Source organism: Pseudomonas asplenii, from assembly GCF_900105475.1.
Taxonomy (GTDB): domain Bacteria; phylum Pseudomonadota; class Gammaproteobacteria; order Pseudomonadales; family Pseudomonadaceae; genus Aquipseudomonas; species Aquipseudomonas asplenii.
On the sequence record NZ_LT629777.1, the window covers coordinates 2306502 to 2322033 of the forward strand.

Below are 15532 nucleotides of genomic sequence, written 5' to 3' on the forward strand. Positions count from 1 at the left end.
TTCGGTACCCGAATTTCTTGACGACCATAGAGCATTGGAACCACCTGATCCCATCCCGAACTCAGCAGTGAAACGATGCATCGCCGATGGTAGTGTGGGGTTTCCCCATGTGAGAGTAGGTCATCGTCAAGATTAAATTCCGAAACCCCTATCTGCTTATGCAGGTAGGGGTTTTGTTTTTGGGGTCTTCCCATGTTTTCTATGCAATGAACCGGCTCATGGCTATCATGCCTGCCTCATTGTGAGGCGAGATCTGCATGCTGACCTTGTTAAAACTCCTGAAAGACGGCCGGTTTCATTCCGGAGAGGCACTTGGGGCTGCGTTGGGCGTCAGTCGCAGCGCTGTGTGGAAGCAGCTTCAGCAGTTGGAGGCCGAACTCGGGCTGTCGATCCACAAGGTTCGTGGCCGCGGTTATCAACTGTCTTCTCCCCTGGTTCTGCTCGATGAGCAGTCAATCGTTGCAAATGGGCCTTCTCCCTCCTGGCCTGTGCATGTCTACGACTCGATTGATTCGACCAATGCCGAAGCGCTGCGACTGGTTGCGCAGGGAGCTCCAGCACCTTTCATTGTGGTCGCCGAGCGACAGACCTCGGGTCGCGGTCGTCGCGGTCGCCAGTGGGTCAGTCCGTTCGCGGAAAATATCTACTACAGCCTGCTGCTCAGGATCGATGGCGGCATGCGTCAGCTCGAAGGCTTGAGTCTTGTGGTTGGCCTGGCGGTGTTGCGTGTCCTGCGGGATCACGGGTTGCCGGGGGTGGGGTTGAAGTGGCCCAACGATGTTCTGGTCGGGCGCAAGAAGATTGCCGGTATTCTCCTGGAGCTTGTGGGTGATCCGGCGGATGTCTGTCACGTGGTGCTGGGGATTGGCATCAACGCGAACATGCAGGTTGCCGAACAGATCGATCAACCATGGACATCGGTACGGGCGGAGCTGGGGAGTGCGGTAGATCGCAACCACCTGGTCTCCTCCCTGGGTAAAAAGCTGCAGGAGTACCTGGAGCTGCACCGTGAGGCGGGTTTTGCCGCTCTACAGGCAGAGTGGCAGCAGCATCATCTCTGGCAGGGGCGCGAGGTGTCTTTGGTTGCTGGTATCAACAGCATCCATGGCACCGTTTTGGGTGTCGACCAGCAGGGTGCGCTACGTCTGGAGGTCGACGGTGTCGAAAAGGTCTTCAATGGTGGTGAGCTCAGTCTGAGGTTGCGCGATGATGTTTGAACTCGATTGCGGCAATAACTTCATCCGGTGGCGAGTTGCCCGAACAAGCTTTCAGGACCTGCTTGCCGGAGCTGATGCGACGCTGGTCAGTGCGTCGATGCCTGACGCCCGATGGGTGCCGTATCTGGTATTTTTCGGCCTGGCGATAGCCTGCCCGTTGAGTTGAGGTGTCTATGCGTTGGTTGTTTTTGCTGTTGTTGGTGCTCAATGGTGTCTATTACGTCTGGCATCAGCAGGAAGCGCCTCTGAAGGCGAAAGAGGTTGCACCCTTGTCGCTCTATCGCAGCGCTCATCACGATATCCAGTTGCTGAGCGAGTCGGACAACGCCGGGGCTCGCAAAACGGCGGCGAAGGATCAGGAAAGCGAGTCTGAATGCCTTTACCTGGGTGGTGTGCCGCGCCAGGAGCTTGCTCAGTCGATCCAGCAGCGCCTGCAGGGTATCGATGTCAAGGCGCGGGTGCAGCGTGTGAACATTCCCGATGCTCCTGGTTACTGGGTTCGTATCGCGCCCGAAAGCCGGCGTTTGCTTGACGATGCTCAGTTGCAGAATCTTGCTAAAGAATTCAATGAGTTAAAACATAAAATAATGTTGTGCGAGGGTATTGCAGGGGCTGAATAGTTTGCATAGAATGGCGCCCGCTCTGCAGCGAAGACCTCTTGAGGGATTAGCTACGAAGCGACGTCAATGCAACTAACCTCATAATTTTAAATGAGAAATTGCTTGACAGAGGTTCAGCATGATGTAGAATGCGCCTCACATTGGAGGGGTTCCCGAGCGGCCAAAGGGATCAGACTGTAAATCTGACGTCTCAGACTTCGAAGGTTCGAATCCTTCTCCCTCCACCATAATTTTAGCGGAAGCAGCAAGCTCCGCGGGTATAGTTTAGTGGTAGAACCTCAGCCTTCCAAGCTGATGATGCGGGTTCGATTCCCGCTACCCGCTCCAAGTTTGCTGATTTTGCACGGTGTTTCGCTCTTGTAGCTCAGTTGGTAGAGCACACCCTTGGTAAGGGTGAGGTCAGCGGTTCAAATCCGCTCAAGAGCTCCATATAACAAGGCGGATATGCAAATATCCGCCTTTGTTTTAAGTGGTTGTGGTTGCAATCTCTCTTTCGGGTCGGCATAATGGTCGGCCTGATTCAAGTTTTAGGTCAGTAGCTCAATTGGCAGAGCGACGGTCTCCAAAACCGTAGGTTGGGGGTTCGATTCCCTCCTGACCTGCCAGATTCACTCGATGTGTCTGGCTTTCTTCTCACAGGATCCTCGTAGATGACCACCAACACTGAAGCCCAAGGCTCTCGCTTAGATCTTCTCAAGTGGCTCGTTGTAGTCGCGCTGGTGGTTGTCGGTGTGGTAGGTAATCAGTACTACGCTGGTTCGCCAGTCCTGTATCGCGTACTTGCGCTGCTCGTCATTGCTGCTGTCGCTGCCTATGTAGGTCTGCAGACTGCCAAGGGCAAGTCGTTCTTCGTACTGCTCAAGGAAGCCCGCACCGAGATTCGTAAAGTCGTATGGCCGACTCGCCAAGAAACCACTCAGACCACTCTCATTGTAGTGGCTGTTGTTCTGGTTATGGCGTTGCTGCTGTGGGGTCTCGACTCCCTGCTCGGCTGGATTGTTTCCTTGATTGTTGGCTAAGGGTGTCCCGTGGCTAAGCGTTGGTACGTTGTGCATGCTTACTCGGGTTACGAGAAGCATGTCATGCGCTCGTTGATCGAGCGAGTAAAGCTGGCAGGCATGGAAGATGGCTTCGGCGAAATTCTGGTCCCTACTGAAGAAGTAGTGGAAATGCGTAATGGCCAGAAGCGCAAAAGCGAGCGGAAGTTCTTCCCTGGTTATGTGCTGGTACAGATGGATATGAACGAGGGTACTTGGCACTTGGTCAAGGATACACCTCGCGTCATGGGTTTCATCGGCGGTACTGCCGATAAGCCGGCGCCTATCACCGACAAAGAGGCCGAGGCCATTCTGCGTCGTGTCGCTGATGGTAGCGACAAGCCCAAGCCGAAGACCTTGTTCGAGCCGGGTGAAGTGGTACGCGTTACTGATGGTCCGTTCGCAGATTTCAACGGTACTGTCGAAGAAGTTAACTACGAAAAGAGCCGGATCCAGGTCGCAGTGCTCATTTTCGGTCGCTCTACTCCGGTGGAGCTGGAGTTCAGTCAGGTCGAAAAGGTCTAGCTGGACAAGCATCCCAACCCCACAGTCAAAAGCTGTGGGGTTTTGTCGTCACTGGGATAAACGCGCAAGTAACCGGGGAGCCTCTCGAGGCGTTCGAACCCGTAATTGGAGTGCCTCATGGCCAAGAAGATTACCGCTTACATCAAGCTGCAAGTGAAGGCCGCCCAGGCCAACCCAAGCCCACCCGTCGGTCCAGCTCTGGGTCAGCACGGCGTGAACATCATGGAATTCTGCAAGGCTTTCAACGCCCGTACCCAAGGTATCGAGCCAGGCCTGCCGACTCCAGTGATCATCACTGTCTACAGCGACCGTAGCTTCACTTTCGAAACCAAGTCGACTCCGGCTTCGGTTCTGCTGAAGAAAGCAGCTGGCCTGACCAGCGGTTCCGCTCGTCCTAACACTGTTAAGGTTGGCACTGTGACTCGTGCTCAGTTGGAAGAGATCGCGAAAACCAAAAACGCCGATCTGACTGCAGCTGATATGGATGCAGCCGTGCGTACCATCGCCGGTTCTGCCCGTAGCATGGGCCTTAACGTGGAGGGTGTGTAATGGCTAAGCTGACCAAACGCCAAAAGGCTATTGCCGGCAAAATCGAAGCAGGCAAGGCCTACAGCTTTGTAGACGCTGCTGCTCTGCTGACCGAGCTGTCGACTGTCAAGTTCAGCGAGTCCGTTGACGTTGCTGTAAACCTGGGCGTTGACCCACGTAAATCCGACCAGGTCGTACGTAGCGCTACCGTGCTGCCACACGGCACTGGCAAAACCGTTCGCGTTGCAGTGTTCACCCAGGGTCCAGCTGCTGAAGCTGCTCTGGCTGCTGGCGCCGATCGCGTTGGTATGGACGATCTGGCTGCCGAAATGAAAGGCGGCGACCTGAACTATGACGTCGTTATTGCTTCCCCGGATGCAATGCGTGTTGTAGGTCAACTGGGTCAGGTTCTGGGTCCACGCGGCCTGATGCCTAACCCTAAAGTCGGTACCGTAACTCCAGACGTCGCCAACGCGGTCAAAAACGCCAAGGCTGGTCAGGTTCGTTATCGCACCGACAAAAACGGCATCATCCACACTTCCGTTGGCAAGGTCGGCTTCGACGCCGTCAAGCTGAAGGAAAACGTTGAAGCCCTGATCGCTGACCTGAAGCGTATCAAGCCGGCTTCCTCGAAAGGCATCTACGTCAAGCGCGTTACCCTGAGCACCACCATGGGCCCAGGTCTGGTCATCGACCAGAGCTCGCTGGACGCGTAAGACAAGCATGGATGCAAGCGATTGCATCCATTGAAAAATTGGGGTCCCTGCCTGGCGGGGGCTATCCAAGACCGTAGGCGGCGCAAGTCTTAAACCTCAAGCCTACGCAGATGGTGCTCCCGGTTCCTTACCGAATCAGACACCAAAACGACATCGGGCCTGGCCTGATGAAACGGTAACAAGCAGGAGTTAAACCCGTGGCAATTAATCTCGAAGACAAGAAGGCCATCGTCGCTGAAGTCAACGAGGCTGCCAAAGTCGCTCTGTCCGCTGTCGTGGCTGATGCCCGTGGCGTAACAGTAGGCGCAATGACCGGACTCCGTAAAGAGGCTCGTGAAGCTGGCGTATACGTACGTGTCGTACGTAACACCCTGCTCAAGCGCGCCGTTGCTGACACTCAATACAGTGTCCTCAACGACGTGTTCACCGGCCCGACCCTGATCGCATTCTCCAACGAACATCCGGGCGCTGCTGCCCGTATCTTCAAAGAGTTTGCCAAGGGTCAGGACAAGTTCGAGATCAAGGCAGCTGCGTTCGAGGGCAAGTTCCTCGCAGCGAATCAGATCGACGTACTGGCAACTCTGCCGACCCGTGACGAAGCAATTTCTCAGCTGATGAGCGTGATTCAAGGCGCTACCAGCAAATTGGCTCGTACTCTGGCGGCAATTCGCGACCAGAAAGAAGCTGCAGCAGCCTGAGGCTGAGCACTTCCTCTCTCGCGTATTTTTGTTTATTTCGATGGCCTTGCAGGCTGTCCCCCAATTCAGGAATTGAGTCATGTCTCTGACTAACGAACAAATCATCGAAGCGATCGGCCAGAAATCCGTAGTGGAAATCGTTGAGCTGATCAAGGCGATGGAAGAAACCTTCGGCGTTACCGCTGCTGCTGCTTCGGCTGGTCCAGCTGTTGCTGCCGCTGTTGTTGAAGAGCAAACCGAGTTCAACGTTGTCCTGCTTGAAGCTGGCGAGAAGAAAGTCAACGTCATCAAGGCTGTACGTGAACTGACCGGTCTGGGCCTGAAAGAAGCCAAAGAGAAAGTTGACGGCGCTCCTCAGGTCGTTGCTGAAGGCGTTTCGAAAGAAGCTGCTGAAGACGCCAAGAAGAAGCTGGAAGAAGCAGGCGCCAAAGTCGAGCTCAAGTAAGCTCAGACCTTGCGTCTCCGGCCCAAGCGTTAAGCGAAAGGCTGATGGCTGGTGGCTTATGCCACCGGCCTTTTTCCGTTATTGGCAGCCGGCTCGGTCGGCGCCTCTAACGTGCTTCATCCACCCTATGTGGTGGCGCAGACCATGGGGTCTGCACGATTTTCTGGCTGCTCCCGTCGGGAGAGGCCAAACAAGCAGGTGACCAAGCTGGGGAACGCTGATGGCTTACTCATATACTGAGAAAAAACGTATCCGCAAGGACTTTAGCAAGTTGCCGGACGTCATGGACGTACCGTACCTCTTGGCTATCCAGCTGGATTCGTATCGCGAATTCTTGCAGGCGGGCGCGACCAAGGACCAGTTCCGTGACGTCGGTCTGCATGCGGCCTTCAAATCCGTTTTCCCGATCATCAGCTACTCCGGCAACGCTGCTCTGGAGTACGTTGGTTATCGTCTGGGCGAACCGGCCTTTGATGTCAAGGAATGCGTATTGCGCGGTGTGACCTACGCGGTTCCGCTGCGGGTGAAAGTGCGCCTGATCATTTTCGACAAAGAATCGTCGAACAAAGCGATCAAGGACATCAAAGAGCAAGAAGTCTACATGGGTGAAATTCCCCTGATGACTGAGAACGGTACCTTCGTTATCAACGGTACCGAGCGCGTAATCGTTTCCCAGCTGCACCGTTCCCCGGGCGTGTTCTTCGATCACGACCGCGGCAAGACGCACAGCTCCGGCAAACTGCTGTACTCCGCGCGTATCATTCCTTACCGCGGTTCGTGGCTGGACTTCGAGTTCGACCCGAAAGACTGCGTCTTCGTGCGTATCGACCGTCGTCGCAAGCTGCCGGCTTCCGTGCTGCTGCGCGCGCTGGGCTACAGCACCGAAGAAGTACTCGACGCGTTCTACACCACCAACGTCTTCCACGTTAAGGGCGAGACCCTGAGCCTGGAACTGGTGCCTCAGCGCCTGCGTGGTGAAATCGCTGTTCTCGACATCCAGGATGGCAACGGCAAGGTTATTGTCGAGCAGGGTCGTCGTATCACCGCTCGTCACATCAACCAGTTGGAAAAAGCCGGTGTCAAGGAGCTGGAAGTACCGCTGGACTACGTCCTGGGCCGTACGACCGCCAAGGTCATCGTGCACCCGGCTACCGGCGAAATCCTGGCTGAATGCAACACCGAGCTGAACAGCGAGCTGCTGGCCAAGATGGCCAAGGCCCAGGTTGTTCGCATCGAAACGTTGTACACCAACGACATCGACTGCGGTCCGTTCATCTCCGACACCCTGAAGATCGACTCCACCAGCAACCAACTGGAAGCGCTGGTCGAGATCTATCGCATGATGCGTCCTGGCGAGCCGCCAACCAAGGATGCTGCCGAGACCCTGTTCAACAACCTGTTCTTCAGCGCCGAGCGTTACGACCTGTCCGCAGTCGGCCGCATGAAGTTCAACCGTCGTATCGGTCGTACCGAGATCGAAGGTTCGGGCGTGCTGTGCAAGGAAGATATCGTCGAGGTTCTCAAGACCCTGGTCGACATCCGTAACGGCAAAGGCATCGTCGACGACATCGACCACCTGGGTAACCGTCGCGTCCGTTGCGTCGGCGAGATGGCCGAGAACCAGTTCCGTGTTGGCCTGGTGCGCGTTGAGCGTGCGGTCAAGGAACGTCTGTCGATGGCCGAAAGCGAAGGCCTGATGCCGCAAGACCTGATCAACGCCAAGCCAGTGGCTGCGGCGGTGAAAGAGTTCTTCGGTTCCAGCCAGCTGTCGCAGTTCATGGACCAGAACAACCCGCTCTCCGAGATTACCCACAAGCGCCGTGTTTCCGCACTCGGCCCAGGTGGTCTGACCCGTGAGCGCGCCGGCTTTGAAGTTCGTGACGTACACCCGACCCACTACGGTCGTGTTTGCCCGATCGAAACGCCGGAAGGTCCGAACATCGGTCTGATCAACTCCTTGGCGGCCTATGCCCGCACCAACCAGTACGGCTTCCTCGAGAGCCCGTACCGCGTGGTTAAAGAGGGTGTGGTCACCGACGACATCGTGTTCCTGTCCGCTATCGAAGAAGCCGATCACGTGATCGCGCAGGCTTCGGCGACCATGAACGAACAGAAAGTGCTGGTCGACGAGCTGGTAGCGGTTCGTCACCTGAACGAATTCACCGTCAAGGCGCCGGAAGACGTCACCCTGATGGACGTTTCGCCGAAGCAGGTTGTTTCGGTTGCAGCGTCGCTGATTCCGTTCCTTGAACACGACGACGCCAACCGTGCGTTGATGGGTTCGAACATGCAGCGTCAGGCTGTACCTACCCTGCGTGCCGACAAGCCGCTGGTCGGTACCGGCATGGAGCGTAACGTTGCCCGTGACTCCGGCGTTTGCGTCGTGGCTCGTCGTGGTGGCGTGATCGACTCTGTAGATGCCAGCCGTATCGTGGTTCGTGTTGCCGATGACGAAGTTGAACCGGGCGAAGCCGGTGTCGACATCTACAACCTGACCAAGTACACCCGTTCGAACCAGAACACCTGCATCAACCAGCGTCCGCTGGTGAGCAAGGGTGATCGCGTTCAGCGTAGCGACATCATGGCCGACGGCCCGTCCACCGACATGGGTGAACTGGCGCTGGGTCAGAACATGCGCATCGCCTTCATGGCATGGAACGGCTTCAACTTCGAAGACTCCATCTGCCTGTCGGAACGCGTTGTTCAGGAAGACCGTTTCACCACGATCCACATCCAGGAACTGACCTGTGTGGCCCGTGACACCAAGCTTGGCCCAGAGGAAATCACCGCAGACATCCCGAACGTGGGTGAAGCTGCGCTGAACAAGCTGGACGAAGCCGGTATCGTCTACGTCGGTGCCGAAGTTGGCCCGGGCGACATCCTGGTCGGCAAGGTCACTCCGAAAGGCGAGACCCAACTGACTCCGGAAGAAAAACTGCTTCGCGCGATCTTCGGTGAGAAGGCCAGCGACGTTAAGGACACCTCCCTGCGTGTGCCGACTGGCACCAAGGGTACCGTTATCGACGTCCAGGTCTTCACCCGTGATGGTGTTGAGCGTGACAGCCGTGCCCTGTCCATCGAGAAGAGCCAGCTCGACGAGATCCGCAAGGACCTCAACGAGGAGTTCCGTATCGTTGAAGGCGCGACCTTCGAGCGTCTGCGTTCGGCGCTGGTCGGTCACACCGTCGAAGGCGGCGCTGGCCTGAAGAAAGGTCAGGAGATCACCAACGAAGTTCTCGACGGTCTCGAGCATGGTCAGTGGTTCAAACTGCGCATGACCGAAGACGCGCTGAACGAGCAACTCGAGAAGGCTCAGGCCTACATCGTTGATCGCCGCCGTCTGCTGGACGACAAGTTCGAAGACAAGAAGCGCAAGCTGCAGCAGGGCGATGACCTGGCTCCGGGCGTACTGAAGATCGTCAAGGTCTACCTGGCAATCCGTCGTCGCATCCAGCCGGGCGACAAGATGGCCGGTCGTCACGGTAACAAGGGTGTGGTCTCCGTGATCATGCCGGTCGAAGACATGCCGCACGACGCCAACGGTACTCCGGTCGACGTGGTTCTCAACCCGTTGGGCGTACCTTCGCGTATGAACGTCGGTCAGATCCTCGAAACCCACCTGGGCCTCGCGGCCAAGGGCTTGGGCGAGAAGATCAACCGCATGCTCGAAGAGCAGCGCAAGGTCGCTGACCTGCGCAAGTTCCTGCACGAGATCTACAACGAGATCGGCGGTCGCAACGAAGAGCTGGACAGCTTCTCCGATCAGGAAATCCTGGACCTGGCGAAGAACCTCAAGGGCGGCGTTCCAATGGCCACCCCTGTGTTCGACGGCGCCAAGGAAGTTGAGATCAAGGCGATGCTGAAACTGGCTGACCTGCCAGAAAGCGGCCAGATGCAGCTGTTCGACGGTCGTACCGGCAACAAGTTCGAGCGTCCGGTTACCGTTGGCTACATGTACATGCTGAAGCTGAACCACTTGGTAGACGACAAGATGCACGCTCGTTCTACCGGTTCGTACAGCCTGGTTACCCAGCAGCCGCTGGGTGGTAAGGCGCAGTTCGGTGGTCAGCGTTTCGGGGAGATGGAGGTCTGGGCACTGGAAGCATACGGTGCTGCATACACTCTGCAAGAAATGCTCACAGTGAAGTCGGACGATGTGAACGGTCGGACCAAGATGTACAAAAACATCGTGGACGGCGATCACCGTATGGAGCCGGGCATGCCCGAGTCCTTCAACGTGTTGATCAAGGAAATTCGTTCCCTCGGCATCGATATCGATCTGGAAACCGAATAACACGTGACGCGATCGAGAGCGGGGCGGTACTGCCCGCTCTCTGCTCCGCCAGGAGGAAAGGCCTTGAAAGACCTACTGAATTTGCTGAAAAACCAGGGTCAAGTCGAAGAGTTTGACGCCATCCGTATCGGATTGGCCTCGCCTGAGATGATCCGTTCGTGGTCGTTCGGTGAAGTTAAAAAGCCGGAAACCATCAACTACCGTACGTTCAAACCTGAGCGTGACGGCCTGTTCTGCGCCAAGATCTTTGGCCCGGTCAAGGATTACGAGTGCCTGTGCGGTAAGTACAAGCGCTTGAAGCATCGTGGTGTGATCTGTGAGAAGTGCGGCGTTGAAGTCGCTCTGGCCAAGGTTCGTCGTGAGCGCATGGCGCACATCGAACTGGCTTCGCCGGTTGCCCACATCTGGTTCCTGAAGTCCCTGCCGTCCCGTATCGGCTTGCTGATGGACATGACCCTGCGTGATATCGAACGCGTTCTCTACTTCGAGAGCTATGTCGTTATCGACCCGGGCATGACCACCCTGGAAAAAGGCCAACTGCTGAACGACGAGCAGTACTTCGAAGCCCTCGAAGAGTTCGGTGACGACTTCGACGCCCGCATGGGTGCCGAGGCGGTCCGCGAGCTGCTGCACGCGATCGACCTGGAGCACGAGATTGGCCGTCTGCGCGAAGAGATTCCGCAAACCAACTCGGAAACCAAGATCAAGAAGCTGTCCAAGCGTCTGAAGTTGATGGAAGCCTTCCAGGGTTCCGGCAACCTGCCAGAGTGGATGGTGTTGACCGTTCTGCCGGTTCTGCCGCCAGATCTGCGTCCACTGGTCCCGCTGGATGGCGGTCGCTTTGCGACTTCCGACCTCAACGATCTGTATCGTCGGGTGATCAACCGTAACAACCGTCTCAAGCGTCTGCTGGATCTGTCCGCGCCTGACATCATCGTGCGCAACGAAAAGCGCATGCTGCAGGAAGCTGTTGACGCCCTGCTGGACAACGGTCGTCGCGGTCGCGCCATTACCGGTTCGAACAAGCGTCCTCTGAAATCCCTGGCTGACATGATCAAGGGTAAGCAAGGTCGTTTCCGTCAGAACCTGCTCGGTAAGCGCGTTGACTACTCCGGTCGTTCGGTAATTACCGTAGGTCCGACCCTGCGTCTGCACCAGTGCGGTCTGCCGAAGAAAATGGCTCTCGAGCTGTTCAAGCCGTTCATTTTCGGCAAGCTGGAAATGCGTGGTCTGGCGACTACCATCAAGGCCGCCAAGAAGATGGTCGAGCGCGAGCTGCCAGAGGTGTGGGACGTTCTCGCCGAAGTGATTCGCGAACACCCCGTACTGCTCAACCGTGCACCGACCCTTCACCGTCTGGGTATCCAGGCTTTTGAACCGGTACTGATCGAAGGTAAGGCTATCCAGCTGCACCCTCTGGTCTGTGCTGCGTACAACGCCGACTTCGACGGTGACCAAATGGCCGTGCACGTGCCGCTGACGCTGGAAGCCCAGCTGGAAGCGCGCGCGCTGATGATGTCGACCAACAACATCCTGTCCCCAGCCAACGGTGAGCCGATCATCGTTCCTTCGCAGGACGTGGTACTGGGTCTGTACTACATGACCCGCGAAGCGATCAACGCCAAGGGCGAAGGTCGTGTGTTTGCCGACCTGCAGGAAGTCGACCGCGTATTCCGCGCCGGCGAAGCTGCGCTGCACGCCAAGATCAAGGTTCGTATCAACGAAACCGTGAACGACCGTGACGGCAACAGCGTCAAGAACACCCGTATCGTCGACACCACTGTCGGCCGTGCGCTGTTGTTCCAGGTGGTTCCGGCGGGTCTGTCGTTCGACGTCGTCAACCTGCCGATGAAGAAAAAGGCGATCTCCAAGCTGATCAACCAGTGCTACCGCGTGGTGGGTCTGAAAGAGACCGTGATCTTCGCTGACCAGTTGATGTACACCGGTTTTGCCTACTCGACTATCTCCGGCGTTTCCATCGGTGTTAACGACTTCGTTATCCCGGATGAAAAAGCCCGCATCATCGGTGCTGCCACCGACGAAGTGAAAGAGATCGAGAGCCAGTACGCCTCCGGCCTGGTTACCCAGGGCGAGAAGTACAACAAGGTTATCGACTTGTGGTCCAAGGCGAACGACGAAGTCTCCAAGGCGATGATGGCCAACCTCTCGAAAGAGAAAGTCATCGACCGTCATGGTGTCGAAGTCGACCAGGAGTCCTTCAACTCGATGTACATGATGGCCGACTCGGGTGCACGGGGTTCTGCTGCGCAGATCCGTCAGCTCGCCGGTATGCGTGGCCTGATGGCCAAGCCGGACGGTTCCATCATTGAGACGCCGATCACCGCGAACTTCCGTGAAGGTTTGAGCGTACTCCAGTACTTCATCTCGACTCACGGTGCTCGTAAGGGTCTTGCGGATACCGCGTTGAAAACCGCCAACTCCGGTTACCTGACTCGTCGTCTGGTAGACGTGGCGCAAGACCTGGTCGTGACCGAGATCGATTGCGGTACCGAGCATGGCCTGCTGATGACTCCGCACATTGAAGGCGGTGACGTCGTAGAGCCGCTGGGTGAGCGCGTGTTGGGTCGTGTGATCGCCCGTGACGTGTTCAAGCCGGGTACCGAGGACGTTATCGTTCCTGCCGGCACCCTGGTTGACGAGAAGTGGGTCGAGTTCATCGAGCTGAACAGCATCGACGAAGTGATCGTGCGTTCGCCGATCAGCTGTGAAACCCGCTACGGCATCTGCGCCAAGTGCTACGGTCGTGACCTGGCTCGTGGTCACCAGGTGAACATCGGTGAAGCGGTCGGCGTAATCGCTGCCCAGTCCATCGGTGAGCCGGGTACCCAGCTGACGATGCGTACGTTCCACATCGGTGGTGCGGCAAGCCGGACCTCCGCAGCTGACAGCGTTCAGGTGAAGAATGGCGGTACCGTCCGTCTGCATAACCTGAAGCACGTTGAGCGCGTGGATGGTCACCTGGTTGCTGTGTCCCGTTCCGGTGAGCTGGCCATTGCTGATGACTTCGGTCGTGAGCGTGAGCGTTACAAGCTGCCGTACGGTGCTGTGATTTCGGTTAAAGAGGGTGACAAGGTCGACGCTGGCGCAATCGTGGCCAAGTGGGATCCGCACACTCACCCAATCGTTACCGAAATGAAAGGTACCGTGACCTACGTGGGCATGGAAGAAGGCATCACGATCAAGCGTCAGACTGACGAATTGACCGGTATGACCAACATTGAAGTCCTTGACGCCAAGGATCGTCCAGCTGCTGGTAAGGACATCCGTCCTGCCGTGAAGATGGTCGACGACAATGGCAAAGATCTGTTGCTGCCAGGCACTGACGTTATTGCTCAGTACTTCCTGCCAGCTAACGCCCTGGTCGGTGTAGCGGACGGTGCGAAGATTGCGATCGGTGATGTTATCGCTCGTATCCCGCAAGAAACCTCGAAGACCCGTGACATCACCGGTGGTCTGCCGCGTGTTGCCGACTTGTTCGAAGCTCGTCGTCCGAAAGAAGCGTCGATTCTGGCTGAAGTCAGCGGCACCATCGCGTTCGGTAAGGAGACCAAGGGCAAGCGCCGTCTGGTTATCACTCCGAACGACGGTAGCGATCCGTATGAAGAGCTGATTCCGAAGTGGCGTCACCTGAACGTGTTCGAAGGCGAACAGGTCAACCGCGGCGAAGTTATCTCCGACGGCCCGAGCGATCCACACGACATCCTGCGTCTGCTGGGTGTGAGCGCGCTGGCCAAGTACATCGTTAACGAGATCCAGGACGTTTACCGTCTGCAAGGCGTGAAGATCAACGACAAGCACATCGAGACCATCCTGCGTCAGATGCTGCGTAAAGTTGAAATCGCTGAATCCGGCGATTCCAGTTTCATCAAGGGCGACCAGATGGAATTGACTCACGTTCTGGTAGAGAACGAGCGTTTGAGCGCCGAAGACAAGTTTGTCTCCAAGTTCACTCGCGTTCTGCTGGGTATCACCAAGGCGTCGTTGTCCACCGAATCGTTCATCTCGGCGGCTTCCTTCCAGGAAACCACCCGCGTACTGACCGAAGCGGCGGTAACCGGCAAGCGCGACTACCTGCGCGGCCTGAAAGAAAACGTGGTCGTGGGTCGTTTGATCCCGGCCGGTACCGGCCTGGCCTACCACAGCGAGCGTAAGCGTCGCCGTGATGCAGACAAGCCGTTGCGCGTGAGCGCCAGTGAAGTGGAAGCTGCACTGACCGAAGCGCTGAACTCGAGCGGTAACTGAGTTCTGCGGTAAATGAGCGTAAGGCCCTGGTCGCTCCGTTCATCGAATCGAGACAATTTGTCGAGGTTCGATGCGTGGAGAGGTCGGGGCCTTGCCTTGACTGGGGACAAGATCCTCTTTAGACTCTTGTACCCCTAAATTTGGCGGGAACTCGTTCCTGCCATTTTGCTTTTCTTGTAAGACAATAGCGTCGCAAGACAACAGTGGAGCTAGTAGATGGCAACTATCAACCAGCTGGTACGTCAGCCGCGTAAGCGTATCGTCGAGAAATCCGACGTGCCTGCGCTGCAGAACTGCCCGCAACGTCGTGGCGTGTGCACCCGTGTGTACACCACCACGCCGAAAAAACCTAACTCGGCACTGCGTAAAGTATGCCGTGTGCGTCTGACCAACGGTTTCGAGGTTTCCTCGTACATCGGTGGTGAAGGCCACAACCTGCAAGAGCACAGCGTGGTACTGATCCGCGGCGGTCGTGTAAAAGACTTGCCAGGTGTTCGTTACCACACCGTTCGCGGCTCTCTGGATACCTCCGGCGTTAAAGGTCGTAACCAGGGTCGTTCGAAGTACGGTACCAAGCGTCCGAAGTAATGGTCGCTTGCTGCAAAAAACTGATTTCTATTTTTCTGAGTCGATAAGAGTAAGGTCGGAGGCGTGCCGTAACCGGCGCCGATTCCGAGCGAACCTGAAGACCGTTTGAGGGCTTATCCATGCCAAGAAGACGCGTAGCAGCCAAGCGCGAAGTGCTTGACGATCCAAAATACGGAAGCCAAATCCTGGCCAAGTTCATGAACCACGTGATGGAAAGCGGCAAGAAAGCCGTTGCCGAGCGTATCGTTTATGGCGCGCTGGAAAAGGTTAAAGAACGCAAGAACAGCGACCCCCTGGAAATCTTCGAGAAAGCTCTCGACGCCATCGCTCCGCTGGTCGAAGTAAAGTCGCGCCGTGTAGGCGGTGCTACTTACCAGGTTCCGGTTGAAGTTCGTCCGTCCCGTCGTAACGCTCTGGCAATGCGCTGGTTGGTAGACTTCGCCCGTAAGCGCGGCGAGAAGTCTATGGCTCTGCGTTTGGCTGGCGAGCTGTTGGATGCCGCCGAAGGCAAAGGTGCTGCAGTTAAGAAGCGTGAAGACGTGCATCGTATGGCTGAAGCTAACAAGGCTTTCTCGCACTACCGCTTCTAATTTTAGCGTCA

Annotated in this window: 13 protein-coding genes, 4 tRNA genes and 1 rRNA gene; all 18 read left to right on the forward strand. The window is 56.7% G+C overall.

Translation table 11 applies throughout. The annotated features are described in order from the left end of the window. The first annotated feature begins 16 nt into the window (after positions 1 to 16). Positions 17 to 132 (forward strand): 5S ribosomal RNA (gene rrf / locus BLU37_RS10470). Positions 133 to 257: 125 nt separating this feature from the next. Next, on the forward strand, positions 258 to 1217 hold the full coding sequence (gene birA / locus BLU37_RS10475) for a bifunctional biotin--[acetyl-CoA-carboxylase] ligase/biotin operon repressor BirA (protein WP_090204637.1): 960 nt from the start codon (positions 258 to 260) through the stop codon (positions 1215 to 1217). Next, positions 1210 to 1383: a hypothetical protein gene (locus BLU37_RS29895; protein ID WP_408003661.1), complete on the forward strand. Its 174-nt coding sequence runs from the start codon at positions 1210 to 1212 to the stop codon at positions 1381 to 1383. Before birA ends, BLU37_RS29895 begins: the two co-directional genes overlap by 8 nt. A gap of 7 nt (positions 1384 to 1390) precedes the next feature. Further along, positions 1391 to 1837 carry a hypothetical protein gene (locus BLU37_RS10480; RefSeq protein ID WP_090204640.1) on the forward strand — a complete coding sequence of 149 codons (447 nt, stop codon included), beginning with the start codon at positions 1391 to 1393 and terminating at the stop codon, positions 1835 to 1837. Between the two features lie 142 nt (positions 1838 to 1979). Further along, positions 1980 to 2064, forward strand: a tRNA-Tyr gene (locus BLU37_RS10485). Positions 2065 to 2090: 26 nt separating this feature from the next. Next, positions 2091 to 2164: transfer RNA gene (locus tag BLU37_RS10490), tRNA-Gly, on the forward strand. A gap of 26 nt (positions 2165 to 2190) precedes the next feature. Then, a tRNA-Thr gene (locus BLU37_RS10495) sits at positions 2191 to 2266 on the forward strand. A 100-nt stretch (positions 2267 to 2366) separates the two neighbouring features. Further along, positions 2367 to 2442, forward strand: a tRNA-Trp gene (locus tag BLU37_RS10500). A gap of 45 nt (positions 2443 to 2487) precedes the next feature. Next, entirely contained in the window at positions 2488 to 2856 is a 369-nt protein-coding gene (gene secE / locus BLU37_RS10505) for a preprotein translocase subunit SecE (RefSeq protein ID WP_090204643.1), read from the forward strand. 9 nt (positions 2857 to 2865) lie between these two features. Then, positions 2866 to 3399 (forward strand): transcription termination/antitermination protein NusG, encoded by a 534-nt coding sequence (gene nusG, locus BLU37_RS10510; RefSeq protein ID WP_010443972.1) that lies wholly within the window; start codon positions 2866 to 2868, stop codon positions 3397 to 3399. 117 nt (positions 3400 to 3516) lie between these two features. Beyond that, positions 3517 to 3948 carry a 50S ribosomal protein L11 gene (gene rplK, locus BLU37_RS10515; protein WP_003210097.1) on the forward strand — a complete coding sequence of 144 codons (432 nt, stop codon included), beginning with the start codon at positions 3517 to 3519 and terminating at the stop codon, positions 3946 to 3948. Beyond that, on the forward strand, positions 3948 to 4643 hold the full coding sequence (rplA, locus tag BLU37_RS10520) for a 50S ribosomal protein L1 (RefSeq protein WP_010443969.1): 696 nt from the start codon (positions 3948 to 3950) through the stop codon (positions 4641 to 4643). The genes rplK and rplA overlap by 1 nt, the downstream gene beginning before the upstream one ends. Before the next feature lie 197 nt (positions 4644 to 4840). Beyond that, on the forward strand, positions 4841 to 5341 hold the full coding sequence (gene rplJ / locus BLU37_RS10525) for a 50S ribosomal protein L10 (RefSeq protein ID WP_010443966.1): 501 nt from the start codon (positions 4841 to 4843) through the stop codon (positions 5339 to 5341). 79 nt (positions 5342 to 5420) lie between these two features. Beyond that, the gene (gene rplL / locus BLU37_RS10530; protein WP_010443964.1) at positions 5421 to 5786 is read left to right on the forward strand and encodes a 50S ribosomal protein L7/L12; all 366 of its coding nucleotides are present in this window, start codon (positions 5421 to 5423) and stop codon (positions 5784 to 5786) included. A 220-nt stretch (positions 5787 to 6006) separates the two neighbouring features. Continuing rightward, complete coding sequence (gene rpoB / locus BLU37_RS10535) at positions 6007 to 10080, forward strand: DNA-directed RNA polymerase subunit beta (RefSeq protein WP_010443962.1); 4074 nt, start codon at positions 6007 to 6009, stop codon at positions 10078 to 10080. A gap of 63 nt (positions 10081 to 10143) precedes the next feature. Continuing rightward, on the forward strand, positions 10144 to 14343 hold the full coding sequence (rpoC, locus tag BLU37_RS10540; RefSeq protein ID WP_010443960.1) for a DNA-directed RNA polymerase subunit beta': 4200 nt from the start codon (positions 10144 to 10146) through the stop codon (positions 14341 to 14343). 216 nt (positions 14344 to 14559) lie between these two features. Then, complete coding sequence (gene rpsL / locus BLU37_RS10545; RefSeq protein WP_003186084.1) at positions 14560 to 14931, forward strand: 30S ribosomal protein S12; 372 nt, start codon at positions 14560 to 14562, stop codon at positions 14929 to 14931. A gap of 119 nt (positions 14932 to 15050) precedes the next feature. Beyond that, a complete protein-coding gene (gene rpsG / locus BLU37_RS10550) occupies positions 15051 to 15521 on the forward strand; it encodes a 30S ribosomal protein S7 (RefSeq protein WP_002555493.1) in 471 nt (156 codons plus the stop codon). Positions 15522 to 15532: the final 11 nt, after the last annotated feature.